19 protein-coding genes and 2 pseudogenes are annotated in these 21,402 nt (G+C 72.2%); 11 read left to right on the forward strand and 10 right to left on the reverse strand.

Features of this window, described 5'->3' with window-relative positions:
• Positions 1–31: 31 nt before the first annotated feature.
• Positions 32–1,177 (reverse strand): acyl-CoA dehydrogenase family protein, encoded by a 1,146-nt coding sequence (locus tag DK389_RS27695; RefSeq protein WP_109894548.1) that lies wholly within the window; start codon positions 1,175–1,177, stop codon positions 32–34.
• A gap of 501 nt (positions 1,178–1,678) precedes the next feature.
• Between DK389_RS27695 and DK389_RS27700 the strand changes: the two are divergent.
• From DK389_RS27700 to DK389_RS27710, 3 genes and pseudogenes are all read left to right on the forward strand, one after another.
• Positions 1,679–2,763 (forward strand): annotated as a pseudogene (locus DK389_RS27700) (ABC transporter substrate-binding protein).
• Between the two features lie 10 nt (positions 2,764–2,773).
• Positions 2,774–3,790 (forward strand): ABC transporter permease, encoded by a 1,017-nt coding sequence (locus tag DK389_RS27705; protein WP_109894552.1) that lies wholly within the window; start codon positions 2,774–2,776, stop codon positions 3,788–3,790.
• Entirely contained in the window at positions 3,784–4,596 is an 813-nt protein-coding gene (locus DK389_RS27710) for an ABC transporter ATP-binding protein (protein WP_109894554.1), read from the forward strand. The genes DK389_RS27705 and DK389_RS27710 overlap by 7 nt, the downstream gene beginning before the upstream one ends.
• 71 nt (positions 4,597–4,667) lie before the next feature.
• Here DK389_RS27710 and DK389_RS27715 read toward each other — a convergent pair whose 3' ends face one another.
• On the reverse strand, positions 4,668–4,970 hold the full coding sequence (locus tag DK389_RS27715) for a DUF6356 family protein (RefSeq protein WP_109894556.1): 303 nt from the start codon (positions 4,968–4,970) through the stop codon (positions 4,668–4,670).
• A gap of 272 nt (positions 4,971–5,242) precedes the next feature.
• Between DK389_RS27715 and DK389_RS27720 the strand changes: the two genes are divergently transcribed.
• The 4 genes from DK389_RS27720 (at position 5,243) to DK389_RS27735 (ending at position 8,469) form a co-directional block, all read left to right on the forward strand.
• A complete protein-coding gene (locus tag DK389_RS27720) occupies positions 5,243–6,337 on the forward strand; it encodes an ion channel (protein ID WP_109894558.1) in 1,095 nt (364 codons plus the stop codon).
• A gap of 63 nt (positions 6,338–6,400) precedes the next feature.
• Positions 6,401–7,039: a 2,3-bisphosphoglycerate-dependent phosphoglycerate mutase gene (locus DK389_RS27725; protein ID WP_109894560.1), complete on the forward strand. Its 639-nt coding sequence runs from the start codon at positions 6,401–6,403 to the stop codon at positions 7,037–7,039.
• A gap of 285 nt (positions 7,040–7,324) precedes the next feature.
• The gene (locus tag DK389_RS27730; RefSeq protein WP_162560902.1) at positions 7,325–7,672 is read left to right on the forward strand and encodes a hypothetical protein; all 348 of its coding nucleotides are present in this window, start codon (positions 7,325–7,327) and stop codon (positions 7,670–7,672) included.
• Positions 7,673–7,899: 227 nt separating this feature from the next.
• Complete coding sequence (locus DK389_RS27735; protein ID WP_109894564.1) at positions 7,900–8,469, forward strand: hypothetical protein; 570 nt, start codon at positions 7,900–7,902, stop codon at positions 8,467–8,469.
• A 130-nt stretch (positions 8,470–8,599) separates the two neighbouring features.
• Here DK389_RS27735 and DK389_RS27740 read toward each other — a convergent pair whose 3' ends face one another.
• From DK389_RS27740 to DK389_RS27755, 4 genes are all read right to left on the reverse strand, one after another.
• Positions 8,600–9,160 carry a thermonuclease family protein gene (locus DK389_RS27740; RefSeq protein WP_194075123.1) on the reverse strand — a complete coding sequence of 187 codons (561 nt, stop codon included), beginning with the start codon at positions 9,158–9,160 and terminating at the stop codon, positions 8,600–8,602.
• A gap of 233 nt (positions 9,161–9,393) precedes the next feature.
• Positions 9,394–10,092: a hypothetical protein gene (locus tag DK389_RS27745; protein WP_109894566.1), complete on the reverse strand. Its 699-nt coding sequence runs from the start codon at positions 10,090–10,092 to the stop codon at positions 9,394–9,396.
• Between the two features lie 219 nt (positions 10,093–10,311).
• Positions 10,312–11,475, reverse strand: a complete 1,164-nt coding sequence (locus DK389_RS27750; protein WP_109894568.1) for an acetyl-CoA C-acyltransferase — start codon at positions 11,473–11,475, stop codon at positions 10,312–10,314.
• A 76-nt stretch (positions 11,476–11,551) separates the two neighbouring features.
• Positions 11,552–13,258 carry an AMP-binding protein gene (locus DK389_RS27755; RefSeq protein ID WP_109894570.1) on the reverse strand — a complete coding sequence of 569 codons (1,707 nt, stop codon included), beginning with the start codon at positions 13,256–13,258 and terminating at the stop codon, positions 11,552–11,554.
• Positions 13,259–13,499: 241 nt separating this feature from the next.
• On the opposite strand from DK389_RS27755, the pseudogene DK389_RS34670 reads away from it, so the two are divergent.
• Together DK389_RS34670 and DK389_RS34680 are read left to right on the forward strand one after the other, a co-directional pair.
• Positions 13,500–14,881: pseudogene (locus tag DK389_RS34670) on the forward strand (cyclic nucleotide-binding and patatin-like phospholipase domain-containing protein).
• Positions 14,878–15,249: a patatin-like phospholipase family protein gene (locus tag DK389_RS34680; RefSeq protein ID WP_236960403.1), complete on the forward strand. Its 372-nt coding sequence runs from the start codon at positions 14,878–14,880 to the stop codon at positions 15,247–15,249. Before DK389_RS34670 ends, DK389_RS34680 begins: the two are co-directional and overlap by 4 nt.
• Positions 15,250–15,378: 129 nt before the next feature.
• Here the strand turns inward: DK389_RS34680 and DK389_RS33560 are convergent, their stop codons facing one another.
• From DK389_RS33560 to oxlT, 3 genes are all read right to left on the reverse strand, one after another.
• Positions 15,379–15,516 (reverse strand): hypothetical protein, encoded by a 138-nt coding sequence (locus tag DK389_RS33560; protein ID WP_194075124.1) that lies wholly within the window; start codon positions 15,514–15,516, stop codon positions 15,379–15,381.
• Positions 15,517–15,637: 121 nt separating this feature from the next.
• Complete coding sequence (locus DK389_RS27765) at positions 15,638–15,856, reverse strand: hypothetical protein (protein ID WP_109894572.1); 219 nt, start codon at positions 15,854–15,856, stop codon at positions 15,638–15,640.
• Between the two features lie 190 nt (positions 15,857–16,046).
• Positions 16,047–17,363 (reverse strand): oxalate/formate MFS antiporter, encoded by a 1,317-nt coding sequence (gene oxlT / locus DK389_RS27770; RefSeq protein WP_109894574.1) that lies wholly within the window; start codon positions 17,361–17,363, stop codon positions 16,047–16,049.
• 758 nt (positions 17,364–18,121) lie between these two features.
• On the opposite strand from oxlT, the gene DK389_RS27775 reads away from it, so the two are divergent.
• Complete coding sequence (locus DK389_RS27775) at positions 18,122–18,733, forward strand: L,D-transpeptidase (RefSeq protein ID WP_236960405.1); 612 nt, start codon at positions 18,122–18,124, stop codon at positions 18,731–18,733.
• A 126-nt stretch (positions 18,734–18,859) separates the two neighbouring features.
• Here DK389_RS27775 and DK389_RS27780 read toward each other — a convergent pair whose 3' ends face one another.
• Positions 18,860–19,936: a DUF3616 domain-containing protein gene (locus DK389_RS27780; protein ID WP_109894576.1), complete on the reverse strand. Its 1,077-nt coding sequence runs from the start codon at positions 19,934–19,936 to the stop codon at positions 18,860–18,862.
• Positions 19,937–20,452: 516 nt separating this feature from the next.
• Between DK389_RS27780 and DK389_RS27785 the strand changes: the two genes are divergently transcribed.
• The gene (locus DK389_RS27785; RefSeq protein ID WP_109896904.1) at positions 20,453–21,328 is read left to right on the forward strand and encodes an alpha/beta hydrolase family protein; all 876 of its coding nucleotides are present in this window, start codon (positions 20,453–20,455) and stop codon (positions 21,326–21,328) included.
• Positions 21,329–21,402 lie beyond the last annotated feature (74 nt).

Here is a 21,402-nt window from a genome sequence, read left to right on the forward strand (position 1 = left end):
GTGGCGCTTCGGGCAGGGTTCGGCGGGACGGTCAGATCCCGAGGATGGCGCGGCCGGCATTCGTCCGCACCGCGTCGCCCTGCGGCCAGTGGATGCGCGCGCAGAGCACGTCGCGCAGGTGCCGCTCGAGCGGGTTGGCGCGCGACAGCCCGGCATTGCCGCAGAGTTCCGCCGCGCGCTGGACGACGGCGATGGCGTTCTCGGTGACGGTGACCTTCACGAAGCCGGATTCCTGCGGGGCCGGCAGGCGGCCGGCATCGGTCTCGGCCGCGAGGCCGGCGACGAGCCGGGCGTTGACGCCGAGCAGGCGCTCGTTCTCGCCGACCGCCTCCTGGAAGCGCGCGAGGCTGGCCAGCGGCGCGCCGAGGCTGCCGGGGCGGCGCTCCCGGAGGAAGCGGACGAACCAGCCCTGCGCCGCCCGGGCCACGCCGTCGTAGAGGGCGGCGAGCAGCGCGCAGCTCCAGGCCTGCTGCAGCGGGTCCGGGCGCGCCCACGCCGCGGGCGCCCGCAGGTCGACGGCGTGGGCGCCCGGCACTGCGACATCCTCGAGGACGACGTCGTGGCTTCCCGACGCCCGAAGGCCGAGATGGTCCCAGGTCTCCTCGACGCGGATGCCGGGCGCGTCGAGGGGCACGAGCAGGTTGCCGGTCCGCGGCTCGGCCTCGTCGGTGCGCACGAAGACGAGGCCGTAGGCGAGGCCGGGCGCCCCGGTGGAGTAGATCTTCCGGCCGGTGACGCGCCAGCCCGCGCCGTCGCGCCGGGCGATCGTCGCGGGCAGGCCGCCGCGGGCCGGCGTGCCGAGTTCCGGCTCGACCCGGAGAGCGTTGATCAGGGCGCCGCGCACGACCGCGGCCCGGCCGTACGCGTCGGCGACGGGACGCGGCCAGGGCGAGCCGTCCCGCAGGACGAGCCCCTGCTGGAGGAGCGTCATCGCCAGCACGAGGGCGGTCGCGGGCTCGCCCGCGCCGACGGCGCCCACCGTCTCCGCCGCCCGCGCGAGACCGGCCCCGCCGCCGCCGAGCCGCCGCGGCACGCAGAGGGCGAGGATCCCGGCCTCGCGCAGGGCCGCGATGTTGTCGTGCGGGAAGGCGCCCGTGCGGTCGTGCTCCGCCGCGCGCTCGGCGAAGCTCTGGGCAAGGGTTCGGGCAACGTCGAGGGACGGGACGGCGGCATTCATGTCAGGAATCGCGGGAGGGGGGCCGGGCAGGACCGGCGGCCATGCGCGCATCGTCGCGCCCCGCGCCGCGTCCCGTCAACGAAACGATCTTTCGAATTGCGCGCGCCGCGCAGCCTGATCTTGCCCTGAACGCCGAAATTCCAGGATCGGCGTTCTCTCGACTGGCGGGTGCAGGGTGAATACGCAATTTCGAGCCCGGAACGACGCGTGGCGTCGCGGTGGTGACCGTCCGGGCCTCGGCGCGGAGGCGCGGAGGGCGGGTTCGACACGTTCTTTCTCAGCCACGCGGTTCTTCTGCTGATTTTCTTGTCTCGACGAAGACAAGTTGAGAATTGTCTTTCATTGACTTCGGGACAAACTGAAAGAAGACTTGCCGAAACAAGCGTCGGGCGAGCCGGTCTCGGAAGCGGGGCTGCGTCTCCGCGGCCCTTCGCGGAGGTGGCTTCCGTCGCGCCCTCCCGATTCCGACAACCTGCCGCGCCCCGCCCACCGGAGACCATCATGACCGACGAGCCCCCGCGCCCCGGCCTCCTGCCGTCGCGCCGGTTCCTGCTGCGCGCGGGCGCCGCCGCGGCGGCGCTGCCCCTCGGCTTCGGCGCGAGCGCCGTCCGGGCCTGGGGCCCCGGCCCCGCGGCGCCGTTCGATCCCGGCCCGCTCTGCGGGCCCGCCGCGGCGGAGGGGCCGGGAGGGCCCTGAAGCCGATCAGGCTCGCCTGGAACGCGACCGCGATCTGCACCGCCGCGGCGCCGCTCGCCAAGGAGCGCGGCCTCTTCGCCCGGCACGGGCTCGACGTGGAATTCGTCAATTTCGGCGGCTCGACCGAGGCGCTGCTGGAGGCCATCGCCACCGGCAAGGCCGATGCCGGGATCGGCATGGCGCTGCGCTGGCTGAAGCCCCTGGAGCAGGGCTTCGACGTGAAGATCACCGCGGGCCTGCATGGCGGCTGCCTGCGCCTGCTCGCCGCGAAATCCGCCGGGATCACCGACATCGCCGGGCTCAAGGGCAAGACCATCGCGATCAGCGACCACGCGAGCCCGGCCAAGAACTTCTTCGGGCTGCTGCTGGCCCAGGCCGGGATCGACCCGGAGAGCGGCGTCGAGTGGCGGCAATACCCCGCCGACCTCCTCAACCTCGCGGTCGAGAAGGGCGAGGCGCAGGCGCTCGCCGATTCCGACCCGCGCACCTGGATCTGGCTGAAGGATCCGCGCTTCGCGGAAGTCGCCACCAACCTGTCGGGGAGCTACGCCAGCCGCACCTGCTGCGTCGTCGCGGTCCGCGGCAGCCTGATCCGCAACGACCGCGCCGCCGCGGCCGCCCTCACCCGCGCCGTGCTGGAGGCGGGCCACCGCGTCCACCAGGATCCGGAGGACGCGGCGCGGATCTTCTCCGGCTACGGCGGCAAGGGCTCGGTGGAGGATCTCGCCGCCATGCTGCGCAGCCAGGAGCACGGCGACCGCCCGGTCGGGGGCGACCTCAAGGCGCAGCTCGTCCTCTACGGCGAGGAGCTGAAACAGGTGAACGTCCTCAAGCGCACGACGGACACGGCGAAGTTCGCCGAGCGCGTCTACGCCGACGTCCTGAGCTGAAGGGCGGAGCATGCGGAGCCTCACGGGCAGCCTCATCGCCGCGGGCGCGCTTCCCCGCGCCCCCTCCCGACCCGCCCCGGCGCGCCCGCTGCCCTGGAGCGGGCTCGTCGCCGGGGCGGCCTGGCTCGCCCTCGCCGCGGCGACGCTGGGCCTGCCCGAGGGCGGCGACTTCCCCCGCACGGGCTTCCTCGCGCAGGGCGCCGGCCTCCTCGGGCTCGCGCTCCTGCCCGCGAGCCTCGCCGCCCACCGCCTCGGCCGGGCCGGGGCGCGGCTGCGCCACCTCGGCCCCTGGCTCGCCGCCCTGGCGCTCGGGCTCCTCGCCTGGGAACTCGCGACGGCGAAGTTCGCGTGGCTGCCGATGCCGTTCTTCCCGCCGCCGCAGGCGATCCTGGAGGTGTTCCTCGACGATTGGCCGAAGCTCGGCGGCAGCATCCTCAACTCCCTGAAGCTGCTCGCGGGCGGCTACGTGATCGGCGCGTGCCTCGGCTTCGCCCTCGGCGTCGCCATCGGCACGTCGCGGGCGGTGGGCTACTGGGCGCACCCGGTGCTGCGCTTCGTCGGGCCGCTGCCGGCGACCGCGTGGCTGCCGCTCGCCTTCTTCGTCTTTCCCTCGTCGTGGTCGGCCAGCACCTTCCTCGTCGCGCTCGCCACCGGATTCCCGGTCACGGTGCTGACCTGGTCGGGGGTGGCGGGCGTCAACAGGGCCTATTTCGACGTCGCCCGGACGCTCGGCGCCTCGCCCGCCTTCCTCGTGCTGCGGGTCGCGGTCCCGGCCGCCCTGCCCCACGTCTTCGTCGGCCTGTTCATGGGGCTCGGCGGCTCCTTCGCGGTGCTGGTCGTGGCCGAGATGCTGGGCGTCAAGTCGGGCCTCGGCTGGTACCTGCAATGGGCGCAAGGATGGGCCGCCTACGCCAACATGTACGCGGCCCTGATCGTGATGGCGCTGATGTGCTCCGGGCTGATCACCCTGCTGTTCCGCCTGCGCGACCGGGTGCTCTCCTGGCAGAAGGGGCTGGTGCAATGGTGACCGCGACGCGGGAGCGCCCCGCCGCCCGAGCCGCCGCCGCCGCGCCGGTGGGCGCGATCGGAGCCCGGCTGTCGGTCGAGGCCGTCAGCCACGCCTTCGACATCCGCGGCACGGCCCTGCCGGTCCTCGAACGCGTCGGCCTCGCGGTGGAGCCCGGCGGCTTCGTGGCTCTGCTCGGTCCGTCAGGCTGCGGCAAGTCCACCCTGCTGCGGCTCGTCGCCGGGCTGGAGCCGCCGGACGAGGGCCGCATCGAGGTCGACGGGCGGCGCGTCGACGGGCCGGACCCGTCCCGCCTCCTCGTCTTCCAGGACCCGACGCTCTACCCGTGGCGGACCGTGCGCGGGAACGTGGCCCTCGGCCTCGAGGCGCAGGGTGTCGGGAGCGGGCGGGCCGCGCGGATCGAGGCCGCTCTGCGCCTCGTCGCCCTCGACGGCTTCGCCGACGTCTACCCGCACCAGCTCTCCGGCGGCATGGCCCAGCGCGCGGCGCTGGCGCGCGCCCTCGTCAACGAGCCCCGGCTCCTCCTCCTCGACGAGCCGCTCGGCAAGCTCGACGCCCTGATCCGCCTCGCCATGCAGGCCGAGATCCTGCACCTCTGGCAGGAGAAGCGCTTCACGGCCGTCCTCGTCACCCACGACGTCGAGGAGGCGCTGATCCTCGCCGAGCGGGTGATCGTGCTGGGCGACCGCCCGGCCGCGATCCGCGCCGACCTCACCGTCGACCGTCCCTATCCGCGCCACCGCGACGATCCCGAGCTCGTGCGCCTGCGCCGGGAGATCCTGGGCATCCTCGGCCAGCCGACCTGACCCGCGCGGGCTCGGGCGCGCTCCGGAGAGGGGCGTGCCGAGCGGAATCCGAGCCGGACGGGGCGCCCCGGTCAGGCGGCCCGCTTCCGAGGCGCCGTCTCCGTCGCCGCACCATCGACCTTGCCCACGAACAGATCGGGACGGTGCAGCCGCCCGGACGGGCACGCGACGCAGCGCCTCGCCATCCGGTCATGCAGCCGCTTGACGGATGCGCTCGCCGTCGTCCTGAACAGGAACGGGAAGCCCGCGTGGATGAACGCCGCGAGCGCCGCGCCGAGCAGCGGGACGGCGTAGCTCAGGGAAGCCCGCATGTGCTGCGTGTAGCTCTCGCCGAGAGACGACGGATGCTCCGTGAACAGGTGCCTGAGACCCATGTCCCATCCCTTCCGCTGAAGACCGCGCCGCCCCGAAGAGTCAGGCTCAGGCCGGTATGGTTAACGCGCCCTTACGCGAGGGCTCGGACAACGCCGTCGCCGGTGCCGAGCGGAACCGGAGAACGGTCGGGCGGGATCGTCGCAGGCCCGCCGCGGGCCACCCGGCCGCTCGCCCCATCGGCCGACGCACGCTTGCACGCGGGAGCGCGTTCGACCGTGATGCGCGTCACGGATGGGCCGCAGACCTTGAGGGGCACGGGCCGAGCGTACGCATGAAGCGCCTGAGGCGATCCCGAACCCGTCCCCTCCGGTTCCGGCGCAGCGTCGTCCGCGATCTGCGCAACCGGATCCGGTTCGCCCTCGTCGGCCTGCTGATCCTGGTCGGCCTGCACGTCGTCTCGATGGTCGCCTTCGAGCACCTGGGGCTCGGCGAGGCGATCTGGCTGACCTTCACCACCATCACGACGACGGGCTACGGCGACTACTCCGCCAAGACGACGGCAGGCCGCGCCTCCACCATCGTGCTGATCTACCTGAGCGGCATCTTCCTGCTGACCCAGGCGGCCAGCGCCTTCTTCGAGTTCAGGATCCTGCGGCGCGAGCGCAAGCGCCGCGGCGAGTGGAGATGGGACATGCGGGACCACATCGTCTTCGTGAACGCGCCGGCGGACGAGCCGGGCGACTACCTGCGCCGCCTCCTCGACCAGCTCCATCGCTCGCACGCCCACTTCGCCGCCGTCCCCTCCCTGATCCTGACCGAAGCCTTCCCCGACGGTCTTCCGCCCGACCTCGAGGACGATCCGCTCATCGTCCAGCTCAAGGGCCGGTTCGACGATCCGGCCGCTCTGGATGCGGCGGGCGTCGATCAGGCTCAGGTGCTGGTCATCCTCGCCGAGAACGAGGGCGACCGCCTGTCGGACAGCCGCACCTTCGACATCATCCATCGCCTGCGCGAGCGGGGCATCACGGCGCGCATCATCGCGGAATGCGTGGACGACCTGAACCGCGAGCGCCTGAAGCGGGCGGGGGCGTCGGCGATCGTCAGGCCGCTGCGCGGCTACCCGGAGATGATCGTCCGCGCGATCGTCGCGCCCGGAACGGAATGGATCATCGAGCGGCTGTTCTCGAGCGAGGGCGACGAGTGCCTCCGCTTCGAGGTCGCGGTCGAGGGGCTGACGTGGTCGCGCGTGGTCCGGGCGGTGCTCGAGGCGAATTACGGCACGCCGGTCGGCTACGCGGATGGGCAGGGCCGGTTCCACAGCAACCCGCCGCCCCAGGCGCCGATCGCCGCGACCGCGCTGTTCATCCTCGTCGACGAGACCCAGAAGCCGACGAACGGCGCCCTCCAGAAGCTCCTCGAAGGCTAGCGCGACGCGCTTCCGCCTGCGGGTGTTGTATGCCATGCCGGTCCGACGACGGGGGCCCTCACGTTGACCGACCGAACCCTTGTGCTCGTGCGCCACGGGCAGAGCTCCGACAACGAGCGCGACCTGTTCTCCGGGTGGCGGAATCCGGACCTGACCGGGCGCGGCGTCGCCGAGGCCGTGCAGGCGGGCCGCCAGCTGCGCGATCTCGGCTTCCGCTTCGATCTGGCCTTCACCAGCGAGCTGACCCGCGCGCAGCGCACCCTGGCGCTCATGCTGGCGGAGCTCGGGCAATCCGCCCTAGCCGTCCGGACGGACCGGGCCCTGAACGAGCGCGACTACGGGGAGCTGGCGGGCCTGAACAAGCAGGAAGCGCGCGAACGGTGGAGCCCGCAGCAGGTCCATCTCTGGCGGAAATCCTACGCGGCCGTTCCCCCGGGCGGCGAGAGCCTCGCCATGACCGCCGAGCGGCTGGTGCCCTACTACCGGCAGGAGATCCGGCCCCAGGTGCGTGCCGGTCGGCGCACGCTCGTGGTGGCCCACGGCAATTCCCTGCGGGCCCTCGTCATGCACCTCGACGGCCTGAGCGCCCAGGACGTGGTCGAGGTGCACCTCGCGACGAGCCAGATGCTCGTGTACCGCTTCGACGCGCAGGGCGCGGTGGCGGACAAGCAATCGATCCTGGTCGACCTCCGCGGGACCTGACGCGTCGGCGCCTCGCGGGCTTCCGCGCCAACCCGCAGGCGTCCCGCCTCCGAAGGACCATGCCGGCGTCGACCGGTATCTCCAGGCGTCGCATCGCCCGGCATGGGAACGAAGGCCGGCGGAGCCGAGCCTGCGGAAGCGGCCGAGGTACGAGCGGGCCCGTCCCTTTTTCGCTGGGCTCATCCGGAATAGGGAGGACATCGACCGTACTCGCCCGTGGACGCGCGGGATGGTCATCACCACATGTCGAGCAGCTTCCCGCGCCGACATGCTGAGCCTGATCTGATGTCCGTCGCTCCTGCACAGCACCCGCACGAACGGGTGGAAGACCCGAACTACTTCCGCGACGTGCTTCTCAACATGGAGTGGATCAGGAACCGGGATGAGCGACGGGTTCGGTTCTCGGCTGTCTGCACCGCCGGCGTCCCGGATTACCAGACCGAGTATCCGGAGGGGCACCGCCTCTCCTGCTTTCCGCGCTGCTACGACGGGAGCACGCACCGCCCGATCGGCTCGCGCGCGGCTGACGCCGGGGAGGCCGGGCCACTGACCGAGGCCTATACGTGGGACGCGGTGCTGTCGCTGCTGAAGCGGGCGCTCGACCGCAAGCATGGACGGGCCGAGGCCGCCTGATCTGTCGCGGAGCGGTTGGGCTGCAGCCCCGGTGGTCCCGGATGGCTCGGGCCGTCGTACGGGTGCGGCGCGGGTCCCTCCTTCGTTGAATCCTCGGGGCCGGGCGGTAACGCTTTGGTAACAGGTTCGTGCTTCGCTCTCGGCACGGACGCTTTCTCGACCCCGATGACCACCACGCACCGATGCTGCGTCGGACGCCATCCGCTTCGTAATCTCAGGATCAGCGAATGAAGCGCAGAAGCGCGCGACCCGTCGTGGTCGAAGTCAAACGGACGCGCTCCTCCGCCTCGTCCTTGGCCGACGCGTTCGCCCGCAATCACGCCGGCGCCGGCCTCTGGCAGGGGGTGCCGTTGCGGGTGGAGGCACCGGCCGCGTCGCGTCGCGCGGTGGCGCAGGCCGCAGCCCCGGTCCCGGCCGCCGAACCCGAGGCTCGGCCGGCGCCGCGCGTTCTGCCGAGCCTCGTGCCGATGTATGCGGCGAGCGAGGCCGAACCGCAGGAGGAAGCCGTGCCGGCCCCTCCCCCGGCGCCGCGTCGGCTGGGAGCGGAGCGGAAGCCGCCTGCGCGCCGGATGGCACCGGATCCCGTCAGCGCTCCCGAGGCGCCGAAGCCGGCTCTCCATCAGCTCCCCGGTGCGGCCTCCGCCCCCGTCGCGCCGCCCGCGGCGCGTTCCCTGCCGGCGGAGCGGCCCGCAGCCACGCCGCAGCCGCGTCCGGACCGCGCGCTGCGCGACGGGCACCCTCCCGAGTTGCGCCGGGGCGAGCGCTGGAAGCGGCGTCTGCCGCGATCCTGCTGGTAGGATGGCCGCTGCCGGTCGCGGCAGCCTCTCGCCGGGCGACCGCCGCGGCAGGCTTCGCAGGGTCGCCGCGATCGTCCGCGTCGGCCGGGTCTCTGTCTCCGGCGGAGAGCGTGTCGCCCGAGGCGAGCCTTCAGCGCTTCGTCGACGCGGTGGCGGACACGTCGCTCGCAGGCGCGTCCGGCTGTGCGGCGACATACCGGTTCGTGGCCGCGTAGGGATCGCGCTGACGGATAGTGGGATCGTCGAAGGCTCCGGCCCAGAGGCCGCGCCGCTTCGCCCAGGCCATCGTCTCGTCCGGAACATAGGCAGCCGAGACGCGCCTGTCCGCCGCCGCGTGCCCGTGCAGGGTCAGCCAGGCGCCGAGATCCTCCTCGCCCTTCCGGCAGGTCGCCAGGATGCGGCCGTGCCGATCGGGTTCCCGTGTCTCGCAGGCGATGATCGCGGTGCCGAGATGGGCGGCGAGGGCCCGTGAGGAAGCGGTACCGCAGGAATAGCTCCGGCCGCCCGCGTCGAGGCAGGTCTGCGTCGGGCCGGGCGCGGCGATCCCGAAGAGGCCGATGATCTTTCCGCGCAGGTTGAGCGTGTCACCGTCGATGACGACGGCGCGTCCGCTGAGGCTCTCACCGGACCGCGAGACCTCGGGCGCGAGCGCGGCGAGCAGGCTCAGTCCGATGAGCATCGCCGCGCGCATCTCGTGCCTCGCCGTGAGCGTGAACATCCGTCCGCCCGAGGCAGGGCGCGTGCCAACGGCCGAGCCTGAGCGACCCTGATGGTAGCCGTCGGCGGTCGCCGGCCGCTGTGACCTGCGTCACGGTAGGCGGGGCGATCTTTTGCAGGGCGATCTCTTGTGGGGCGATCTTTTGCAGGGCGATCTCTCGGAAGCGCCGTCGAGGAGGGCCGCCCGCCGTCCGGTCGCTCGCGCCCTCATGGGCTGCCGGCCCGGCGTCGGCCGCGGGCGGGCGCGGCCTCCTCCCACTCGCGATCCCGTTCCGCGAGCAGGGCGGCACGATGCGCGCGCGCCCTCTCCGCTTCGGCCGCCGGCGACTCCACGGATGCCGGCGCGGCCGGACCGGGGACCGCCCTGCCCTCTCCCAGGCAATCGGCGAGCGTCGCGACGAGGCGGTCCAGGTCGGCCGACGTCACCACCCCCGTGCGGAGAAGCGCGAGGCGCGGTCGACCTGCGAGGTCCGCGCCGGTGCCGCCTTCGAGACCGAGGGCGACGATCGCGTCCTTCGCCAGAGGCAGGCGGGCGACCGGAACCTCCCGGAGGCGGGCCAGCCGCCGGTCCCGCGTGGCGCGCGGGCCGTGGTGCTCCCGTGCGCCCGGCAGGGAGCGGGCGATCTCCTCGAGGAGGAAGCTCCGCACGGCCTCGACCCGGATCGGGCCGAACTTCCTGACCTTCGTGATCGCGTCCGGCGAGGATTGGGCCAGGTCGCCGAGGTCCCGGAAGCCGGCCTTGCGCAGGCGGGCCCGCAGCGACGGCGACAGAAATCCGCGCCCGAACCCGCAGGCCGAGAGGCGGTGGATCGTGTCGTCGGGCAGGTCCTCGAACAGGGACAGACGCGCGCAGGCCTCGGCCAGGAGGTCTTCGGACCGGGGGGAGCGGAAGGGCGGGCCGGGCATCGCCCGTCGCGGATACGGCGATCGCCGCGTGTCGGCAACCGGCGTCGGAACCTTGAGCCTCGGTCGCGAGGCGCCGCGCCCGCAAGGGCGGGCGTGGCGCCCGCGTGGAACGCGCCGGATCCCGGAGGGCCGCTTCCCTTAGCGCGGTGACGATCTCCCTCTCCTTGCAAGATCCTCGCAAGGTCCTCGGCAGGCGGGGCCCTCGGGCTGAGGCCGGGTTCAGGGACGTTCGACCGCGAGCGCCGTGGCCTCGCCCCCGCCGATGCAGAGCGAGGCGATGCCGCGCCGTCCGCCGGTGCGCGCGAGGGCCGCCAGCAGGGTCACGATGATGCGTGCGCCGGACGCGCCGATCGGATGGCCGAGGGCGCAGGCACCGCCGTGGACGTTGACCTTGTCGCGCGGCAGGCCGAGATCGTGCATCGCCGCCATGGCGACGACGGCGAAGGCCTCGTTGATCTCGAAGAGGTCCACCTCGCTCAAGGACCAGCCCACCCGCTCGGCCAGCTTGGCGATGGCGCCGATCGGGGCCGTCGAGAACCAGGCCGGTGCCGCGGCGTGGCTGGCATGACCGCGGATGACCGCGAGCGGCGCGTGGCCGCCGCGCTCGGCCGCCGACATCCGCATCAGCACGAGCGCGGCCGCGCCGTCGGAGATCGACGAGGCATTCGCCGCCGTCACGGTGCCGTCCGGACGGAAGGCCGGTCTCAGCGTCGGGATCTTGTCCGGCCTCGCGCGGCGCGGACCCTCGTCCGAGCGCATCCCCGTGCCGGCCGGGACGATCTCGCCGTCGAAGGCGCCGGAGGAGGCCGCACGGTTGGCGCGGGCCAGCGATTCCAGCGCGTAGGCGTCCTGGGCGTCCCGGGTGAACTGGTAGCGTTGCGCCGTGTCCTCCGCGAACGTGCCCATGAGCCGGCCGCGATCGTAGGCGTCTTCGAGGCCGTCGAGGAACATGTGGTCGAGGAGGCGGCCATGGCCGAGGCGCTGGCCCGCCCGCGCCTTGTCGAGCAGGTAGGGGGCGTTCGACATCGATTCCATGCCGCCCGCGACCACCACGTCGGCCGAGCCCGCCGCGATCATGTCGTGGCCGAGCATGACCGCCTTCATGCCTGAGCCGCAGACCTTGTTGACGGTCGCACAGGGCGTGGCGTCCGGGAGGCCGGCCCCCAGAGCCGCCTGCCGCGCCGGTGCCTGCCCGAGGCCCGCGGGCAGGACGCAGCCCATCACGACCTCCGAGATCGCGTCGCCTCCGAGGCCGGCGCGCTCGACGGCGGCGCGGATCGCGACCGCTCCGAGATCCGTGGCCGAGAGGGCTTTCAGCTCCCCCTGGAACGCGCCCATCGGGGTCCGCGCGGTGCTGGCCACGACGATCGGGTCTAGCGGCATCCCTCGAATCCTCTCAGCGATACCCCGGGTGCCCACCGGGCCGCATCGCCCGGCGCGGTCGGTCCGGGGGCGGTGTTCAGGTCGCGGCGGCTCCTGCGGCCCTGGCGATCTCCTGATTGCGGAGGATGAACCGCTGCAGCTTGCCGCTCGGGGTCTTGGGAAGGCTGTCGACGAACGCGATCTCGCGCGGGTAGGCATGCGCCGAAAGACGCTTCTTCACGTAAGCCTGGATCGATGCGGCCAGGGCCGCGTCCGGCCGGATGCCGGCCTTCAGGACCACGAAGGCCTTCACGATCTCGGTCCGCTCCGGGTCGGGCTTGCCGATGACCGCGGATTCCGCGACGGCCGGATGCTCGATCAACGCGCTCTCGACCTCGAACGGCCCGATCCGGTAGCCCGATGCGTTGATCAGGTCGTCCGACCGCCCCACGAAGGCGATGCTGCCATCCGGGTTGGCCTCGACGGTATCCCCGCTCAGGTAATGGTCGCCGACGAAGGCCGGGGTCGGGCGCTGCCAGTAGCCCGAGAACCACATCAGGGGCGAGCGGGTCCGGTCGAGTGCCAGGATGCCCGGCTCGCCCGGCCCCAGTTCCTCGCCCTCGGGCCCGACCACCACCACCCGGTGGCCGGGGATGGCGAAGCCGGCGGAGCCGAGGCGGACGGGGTGGGCCAGCCCGTGATGATTGCAGAGGACCATCCCGAGTTCGGTCTGGCCGTAATGGTCGTGGATGGTCGTGCCGAGGTGCTCGGCGAACCATCGGATGACTTCGGGATTGAGCGGTTCGCCGGCGCTGCTGACGGCCCGCAACTGACCCTTGACCGCCTGCGCGGCCGCAGGTCCGGCCGCGATCAGGAGCCGGAACGCGGTGGGAGAGCCCGCGAGGTTCGTGATCCCGAGCCGTTCGATCGTCCGGTACGTGTCCTCGACCGTGAAGGGACCGTCGTGGAACGTCGTCGTGAACCCCATCGCGAGCGGCGCGGTGACGGCGTAGTACAGGCCGTAGGCCCAGCCCGGGTCGGCGACGTTCCAGAAGTGGTCGCCCTGCCGGAGGTCCACGGCATCCCGCATGTAGGCGACGAACGCCACGATGGCCTTGAGCGGGACGAGGAGGGGCTTGGCGGGTCCGGTCGTGCCGGACGTGAACATGATCAGGAACGGGTCTTCCGCGCTGCAGCGGACCGGCGCGGCCTCGCCGGGCCTGGCGTCCAGCTCGGCCCAGAAATCCAGGTCGTCGCCCTCGCCCCCGGCGCCGACGGTGATGATCGTGCAGAGATGCGCGACGTCCGAAGCCTTGGGGCGATCGGCCTCGTCGGTCACGAGGATCTTCGTCCCGGCATCCCGCACGCGGTCCGCGATGGCCTTCGGGCCGAAGGCGGCGAACAGGGGCTGGTAGACGGCGCCGAGGCGCCACGTCGCCAGGATCGTGAGCAGCAATTCCGGCCTGCGCGGGAGCAGCCCGGCGATCCGGTCGCCCTTCCGCACGCCGCGCTCGGCGAAGACCTCGGCCAGCTTGGCAGCCTGGGCGGCGAGCGTGGCGAAGGTGATCTCGCGAACGGCCTCGTTCGGCTTGACATACCGCAGGGCGACGCGCGCGGGATCGTGGGCGTGGCGGTCGCAGCAGGTGTGACAGGCATTCACCTGCCCGGCCCCGTCCGGAAAGATCGCCGCGAAGGCGGCCTCGACATCGAAGCCCGCCACGGCGCGGCGATATTCCGCGTGTTCGTGAGAACCCGGACCTCTCTCGACCGATGGAGGGTTGCGGTCCGCCGAAGGATCTCTCATCCGGCTCCTCCCAAGCTTATCGCCAGGCTTATCGGTTGCGCCCGTTCCGGCTGCATCGGCCGATCTTGAGCCCGAAGCGGGGCCGGCACAATCACCGAAGCGGCGAGCGGCCGCGGAGGATCTCGCCCCGGACCGGTGCGCATCGCTGCGGCCGCGCGGCGTCCGCTTCCGGAAGCAACCGCCTTTCTTCCCAGGATGTTGAAGTCGTCTCAGTCCGGCGGGATGCGGGAGGCGCCACAGGATGCTCACGCGAGCGAGCAGGCCCGTTGACCAGGAGAGCGTCACGATACCCCTGCTGGAGGGTCTCGACCCGGACGCGGCGCGGGAGATCCGTCAGCGCCTCGAGCCGGTCAGCATCGCTGGCGATGCCATCCTGTTCGAGCAGGGCGATCGCGCCGACAGCCTCTACGTGCTGGTCTCGGGAGCGGTCGGAATCGCCACGGTCGACCAAGCCACCGGCGTGGCCCGGCGTCTCGCGCGGATGCAGCCGCCGGAGATCGTCGGGGACGTCGCGCTCCTGACCAACGGCGTCCGATCCGCCCGTGCGACGGCCCTGCGCGACTCGCTGCTGCTGAGGCTCGACAAGGACGCCTTCGACGAGATCGCCGCGCGACACCCGGGCGCGATGCTGTATTGCGCGCGGAAATTGGCGGATCGCCTGCGGGCCGGCGCGGGACCGCAACGCTACGAGCAGGCTCCGGTCACGTTCGCGGTGGCGGCGGTGACGGAGGGTGTCCGCGCGAGCGACTTCGCTCATCGGTTGACCGCCGCCCTCGGCGAGCGGGCCCTGTGCCTGACGACATGGCCGGAGGGTGCGGACGAGACGTGGTTCCACACCCTGGAGACCTCGCGCAGTCACGTGATCTACGCGACCGACGCGGCGGTGAGTGCCTGGGGTCAGCTCTGCCTGCGGCGGGCGGACCATGTCCTGCTGCTCGCCGCGCCCGAACGGCCCGCTCTCCCGCCGCTTCGGCAGATCGGCGCGCGCGCACCGGATGTGTGGCGCCGCTACGATCTCGTGGTCGTGCAGCCGGCCGGTGCCCTCACGCCCCGCCGCATCGACCCGGGCCTCGGGACGCCCGCGGTCGCGATGCGCCACCATGTGCGGGACGGCAGAGCGGCCGATCTCGCCCGCCTCGGCCGGCTGATCTGCCGGCGGGGCCAGGGTCTCGTCCTCGGTGGCGGAGGCGCGCGGGGCTTCGCCCATATCGGCGTGCTGCGCGCGCTGCGCGAAGCCGGTTACGCGGTGGATCACGTCGGGGGACCAGCATCGGCGCCGTGATCGCCGCGGGCGTCGCCTCCGACTGGAGTGTCGAGGAGATCCACCGGCACATCCTCGAGGCGTTCGTCGAGAGCTCGCCCCTCGACGATTACACGCCTCCGGTCGTGTCGTTGACGCGCGGCGCCAAAGTCGACGCGCGGTTGAAATCTCGCTTCGGGGAGGCGGTCATCGAGGATCTGTGGCTGCCCTTCTTCTGCATCTCGACCAATCTCAGCTCGGGAACGAGCAAGATTCATGATCGGGGCCACGTGGCCGGTGCGCTGCGGGCCAGCATCGCGATCCCGGGACTGCTCCCGCCGGTGCTCAGCGAGGAGGGCGTGCTCGTGGACGGGGCACCATGAACAACCTGCCCGCCGACGTGATGGCCGATCTCTGCCGCGGCAGCGTCCTCGCCGTCGATGTGGGGAGCGCGCTCGCCTTCGAGCGGACTCGGCCCCGAAGCTGGCGCGGGCGGCTGGCGCGGCGCCTGCTCGGCCTGCCGGACGCGATGCCCGGGATCACGCAATTGCTGCTGCGCGCGGCGACCGTGTCCAGCGATGCGCAGGTCGAGCTTGCCCGGGCGCGGGCAGACGTCGTGCTGCGGCCTCCCCTCTCGGGGATCGACCTGCGGGCCTGGCGCGCCTACGCGGCAGCCGCGGAGATCGGCTATCGCCACGCGGCGGAACGCATCGAGGCCGGTGACCTGTCGTCCTGGGCCGGGCGGGTCTGAACGCGGGCCGCGACCGGAAGCGTCCGGGCTCGCGCCGGGCGCCGCCTGCGCGATGGAAGCGTCCGGGCCCGCGCTCTGCGCGGCGCGGCCGTGATCAGGCGTCCGGTGTTCGCGGTGCGTGAGGACGGCTCAACGGCTCTTGCCGCCCTTCTTGCCGAGCTCGGCCTGTGCCGAGGAGGACGTGCGCGGGTTCGACTTGCCCTCGTGGCTTGCCTTCGCGTTCGCCTTCTTGGCCGTCTCGCTGCCCTGGCCCTTCTTCTGCGTCATGGGCGCCTCCTGCCGGATGATCGGCAATGCCCTGCCGGGCGACTCGTTCCGGGGCGCGCTCGCCGTCGCCCGATCCGCCGAACGGGCGCGATCGGGGCGACCTCGATCAGGGCGATCTCGATCAGGGCGATCTCTCAAGGGCCGAGAGCAGGTCGTACTCGTCGGCTTCGGCGCCCGCGTTGATCACGGTATCCATCGCGATGCCCACGAGCGCGACGATCACCAGCACGGCCACCAGGACCTTCGTCAGCCGCAGGGCGTGCCGACGCAGCCGGTGGATCGCGATGCACCCGAGCGTGAAGGCTGCAGCTTCGACCAGTGCCGCCGCTGGTACCTGCATCGTGCCTAGCCTTTCCGGCCTCGGCCGGCCGTTCGCCCGGCCCGGCCATCCCTACCCCGCGCCGTCGCGGCGACGCCGCGCTCCGCGACGTCCGGCGCATGCGGCGCTTCCACGGAGACCGAAACGGGCCCGGATGAGATCCGGGCCCGCCTCTTCTTTCAGGTCTGACCCTGCGCGTGCTCGGCGCCGGTCAGGCGACGGCGACGCCCGTCTTGGCCGGCGCGTTCACGTCGGACTGGGCATTGGCGACGACGTGCTTGCGCCAGGGCTTGAGGACCGCGATCGCCAGGATGGAGGCGAGGACGTTGGCACCGGCCGCGGCCAGGAACACGCCGTCCCAGTTGCCCGTGCTCTGCTGCAGGTAGTTCGCAACGGGCACGAGGAGCGCTGCCGTTCCCTTGGCCGTGTAGAGCAGCCCCGCATTCGTGGCGGCGTACTTCGAGCCGAAGGTATCGGTGCAGGTCGAGGGGAACAGGGAGTAGATCTCGCCCCAGGCGAAGAACACGAAGCCCGACAGGAGGACGAACCACAGCGGGTCATGGCCCCAGAGGTACAGCATGTAGATGCCGACACCTTCCATCGCGAACGCGATGAACATCGTGTTCTCACGTCCGATCTTGTCCGACACCCAGCCGAAGAACGGGCGGGTCAGGCCGTTGAGCACGCGGTCGATCGTCGCCGCGAAGGTGATGGCCACCATGGTGACGCCGAGGATCGTCACCGGCACCTTGTCGACGTGAATGTCGGCGGCGATCGGCTTCAGGTTGGCGGTGATCATCAGGCCGCCGGCACCGACGATGACGAACATGAAGTACATCAGCCAGAAGATCGGCTGCCGCACGACCTCGCCCGGCGTGTAGTTGCGCCGCGACTGGATGTTGGCGGTGTCGCCCGACACATCCGGAATCTGACCCTTCTTCGGCGCAGCCAGGAAGAAGGCGAGCGCCGCCACGACCACGCCCTGGCCGATGCCGAAGTAGAGGAAGGCGGCCTGGAAGCCCTTGTCGGCGATCATCCACTGGATCGGGGCCACGGTGAGGGCCGAGCCGGCGCCGAAGCCGGCCGCGGTGATGCCGGCCGCGAGACCGCGCTTGTCCGGGAACCACTTCAGGGCGTTGCCCACGCAGGTCCCGTAGACGGCGCCCGCGCCGAGGCCCGCGATGACCTGGCCGACGTAGAACATGTTGAGGGTCGAAGCGTAGGCGTTGACGACCCAGCCCACGCCGCAGAGCACGCCGCCGAACAGCACGACGACCAGCGGGCCGTACTTGTCGACGAACCAGCCCTCGATCGGCACGAGCCAGGTCTCGAAGAGGACGAAGAGCGTGAACGCCAACTGGATCGCGGCGCGGTCGAAGCCGAACGCCTTCTGGATCTCGGGGACGAAGAAGGTCCAGCCGTATTGCAGGTTGGCGATCATCACCATGCAGATGACGCCGATGACGAGCTGCATCCAGCGATAGCTATCGCTGACCTGCCCATCCGATGGCACTCTCGACGCACTCATTGCTTACCTCCCGATGCTCCACACGGAGCGCTGATTTTCATTGTATTTCAGAAGCTTAAAGCCGCAGAAGACAGGCCCGGCCGAGGCTTCGGCGACGCGTCGGCGAGATTCCGATCGGGCGCGTTTTTCGCGCGGCTCATTGCAACCAAAAGGCGAAGTCGGCACTTACCCGCAGCACTTATCCGCAGCCCTCCGGAGCCTTCAAGCTCCAGGTTAGGCTGGCCACGCTCGGCACGGAAATTTAATCCGTCGTATTTTGTATACCAGCATCTGTGCGCCGCGCGGTTCTGTCAAGCGACCGCCGAACTAAATTTCATTGTGCAATGCACCATCGTGCAGGTGCCGAGATCGCATCGCCGCATCGGCTGTCCCGCGGACGCTGCGACGCCCGTCGCGCGCGCTCGGAGGCCGCGCGTACGGTATGGTGCGAAGGACCTCGGCGGGACAGGGCCGACGACTCGGCGGACGGCCCGAGCGCCGGGTCCCGAAGGGTGTCCCCCTCGCGTTCCCGGCCGCCGGGCGCCTCGATGGACGCGCCGAGCGGCCTTCCGCAGGCGATGACGCGAGCGCAGGAACCCCGCCGGATTCGGCAGCGTCCCGGCCCGCGAGCGCCGACCCGGCTGTCGCGCCCGCGCAACAAGGGCGCCGAATGTGCCGCACGCCCGGCCGTCCAGGCTAGGGCGGCGCGCGCTCCGCCCGTAAGCTTCACGCGGCCTCGTCCACCCTGAACGCGAGACGGGGCCGGGCTCCGGAGCGCCATGCCCCCCTCGATGCCCCCCTCGACCCCTGCGCGCGCCGCTCTCATCGGCGCATGTCTCGCCGTGGCCGCCGCCGGCTGCAGTTTCAAGTCCGTGCCGGACCCGACCCTGTCGTCGCGCGATGCGGCCTTCATGGCGCTGGTGCCGGAGGCCGAGTTCGACCCGCATTTCGCCCGCTACCTCGTGGACGACCCGACCAAGGAGGCGCCCGGCACCGTGGTGGTCGACATCAAGGCGCGCCAGCTCTACCTCGTCCAGCCCGACGGCAAGGCGCTCCGCTACGGCGTCACGGTCGGGGACGAGGCGTATGGCTGGACCGGCGCCGCGACGGTCGCCCGCAAGGCGGAATGGCCGGCCTGGAACCCGCCGGCCGAGATGGTGCGGCGCTGGCCGCACGTCCACGCCATGGCGGGCGGCCCCGCGAACCCCCTCGGCGCCCGCGCGCTCTACCTGTCGGACCAGGGCCGCGACACGCTCTATCGCATCCACGGCACCAACGAGCCCGAGAAGATCGGCCAGGCCGTGTCGTCGGGCTGCATCCGGCTGCGCAACATCGACGTGGTCGACCTCTACAACCGCGTGCCCGTCGGCGCCCGGGTGCTCGTGCGCTGACGGACGGACCGGGCGCCCCGGCAGGATTCCCGGAGGCGCCGCCGGGATGTCGGTCTCCGGCTCGGGGCCGGCCGAAGGGTGGTCGTCCGGGCCGCCTCCGAGGGGCGCGAGCGCCGCGTCGGGCCATCACCTGCGCTCGTAGAGCCAGGGACCGCCGTTCCTGAGGCCGTCGAACAGGACGAGGAAGCGCCGTGCCTGTCCATCCAGGGGCAGGATGCCTTCCGCCTTCGCCCGCTCGCCGCTGCCGATCGGGACATCCGTCAGCGCGGTCAGAAGCTCCAGGCGGCCCCGAGGCTTCGGCTCGACGGCATGGACCCGGAACGGGACGTCGGATTGCTGCAAGGTCGGCCCGGACAGGACGAGCAGGCGCCCGTCCTCGAGAGCGGCGAGGTCGCGGATCCCGACGCCGTCGCCGAGTTCGAGATCGATGCGCTCGCCCTCCGCACCGGAGACCGCGTCGCCCGGAGCGAAGAGATCGTCGGCCCGGACCGCGAGAACGAACGCCCTGCCGCCGATCGAGGGCGCCCGCAGGCCGAAGAAGAGGCGGTCGCCGATCGCCGCGACGCCCTCGATGTTCAGCCCGTCATGCGCCTCGTCGAGGTCGCGTCCGAAGTGCGGACCGACGACCGGATCCCGCCGCAGGATCTCGTTCAGCCGCCACGTGGTCTCGACGGAGCCGAAATCGTTGCTCGGCGGCACGCCGTCCGGATCGACGCGCAGGCGAGCCAGCACGAAGGCGGAGCTGACCCCGGTGCGGTCCTTGCGGGCGCAGCCATGCGAGCCGACGACGTAGAAGAAGGGCGCCGCGTAGGCCACGCCCTCGCCGTCGAGATCCTTGAAGCCGCCCTTGCCCCTGGAGCAGCCGAGGCGCCGCGGCTTCCTGCCCTGGATCAGGCGCTTGCGGTCCTTGTCGATGAGGAAGACGAGGTCGCCGCCCTGCAACCGCTCGCCGTCGAGCCGCGCGAGCTGGGCGTAGGTGTCCTGATCGTTGACCACGAGGCAGGCGCGGCGCCCCTCCCCGTCCGGCGGCAGGCAAGCGATGCCGCTGACGTCGCGGGCCGGCTCGAGCCCATCCTTGCCGTCGCTCCGGAGCCCCTTGGCCACGAATTCCGTGCCCGTGTAGCCGGAGGCCCCGGCAGCATTCGGCACGGCGGCGAGCCCCAGCAGGACGAGCGCGGGAACGCATGTGGGACGCAAGCTCATCGGGCCGTCTCCTCCTGGTGTGCGGCGCCGGCGGGGCTCCCGCCCGGCCGCTTCCTTCGAGGTCGCCGATCAGGATTGAGAACACGTTCCGATAACCCGGCAGATTGTCCGCAAGGACCCTCACGCCGTCGGAGCGGTCCGCCGTCCGGCGGATGCGGCCTCCCCGGCTGTTCGCCTCTTCCCTGTCCGCGGCCTGCCCGCGACGCCGGCGGCTGCGACCCTGGGCAGGATCGGCCGTCTCCTCAACGGATCGTCCGCTACCGACCCGCCGTCGGAGCGCCTTCGGAGCGCCGGCGGGTTCCGCGGGTTGCGGGAGGTTTCGCGCGCCGGATGCCGCGCGGGCATCGGCAGCGCGACGGGCCTTCCAGGGGCGAGCGCGAGCCAGACGGCGGGATGGATCCTTCGTCGGGACGGATCGGCCGCGGACCGGCTAGGGTGGCGCGCGAACGCGATCCGTCGTTCCGGCCGGAGACGGCGGGCCAGGAGGCGGGTCGGGAGGCTATCGGGGAGGCTGGCATGAACCGTTGCGCGATCCTCGCGCTGGCCGCTTTGGCGGTCGGCCCGGCCTCGGCCGATCCGGTGGAACTCTCGGTCTTCCGCGATCTGCCGCGGCCCGAGCCGAGCCTTCAGGCCGCCTACGGCGCGGCCCCCGCGCAGGGGATCGACGTCTTCCTGCCGGCCGGCCCCGGCCCGCATCCCGTCGCGGTGCTCATCCACGGCGGGTGCTGGAGCGCCACCACCTCCGGACGCGAGCAGATGCGGCATCTCGGGCCGGCGCTGACGCGGCGCGGGATTGCCGTGTGGAGCATCGGCTACCGCCGCGCGAACGAGGCCGGCGGCGGCTATCCGGGCACCTACCAGGACGTGAGCGCCGCGCTGGACCGACTGGCCGACGACGCGGCCGCACACCGCCTGGACCTCGCGCGCGCGGTGCTCGTCGGCCATTCGGCGGGCGGCCACCTCGCCCTCTGGGCGGTCTCGCGCGATTCGCTTCCCGCCGCGAGCCCGCTGCGCGCGGCGGCCCGATTCGCGCCGCGCGCGGTGATCAGTCTCGGCGGCGTGGGCGATCTCCAGTCGTTCACCCGCTTCGTGCCGGTGCTCTGCGGCCCCGGCATCATCGAGCGGCTCGCCCCGCCGGACAGGCTCGCGGAGGTCTCGCCCGGGGCGCTCTCTCCGTCGGTGGGGTCCATCGTCCTGGTCAGCGGCGTGCTCGACCGGCTCGTGCCGCCCTGGGTCGCGTACGATTATGTCCGCACCCTGCCGGCGGGATCGAGGAGCGCGGCGCGGCTCGTCAACCTCCCGGATGCCGGGCATTTCGATCTGGTCACGCCGTCCGCGCCGGCCTGGGACGCGGTGGTGGGGCTGATCGAGGCGGCCCTCGCGGACCGGTAGGCCGAGCCCGTCCCGGAACGTCCTGACCATGCGGCGGCCGGATGCCGGGAGCACGGCTCCGAGCGGCCCGCCTG

The sequence above is a fragment of the Methylobacterium durans genome, from assembly GCF_003173715.1.
Taxonomy (GTDB): Bacteria; Pseudomonadota; Alphaproteobacteria; order Rhizobiales; family Beijerinckiaceae; genus Methylobacterium; species Methylobacterium durans.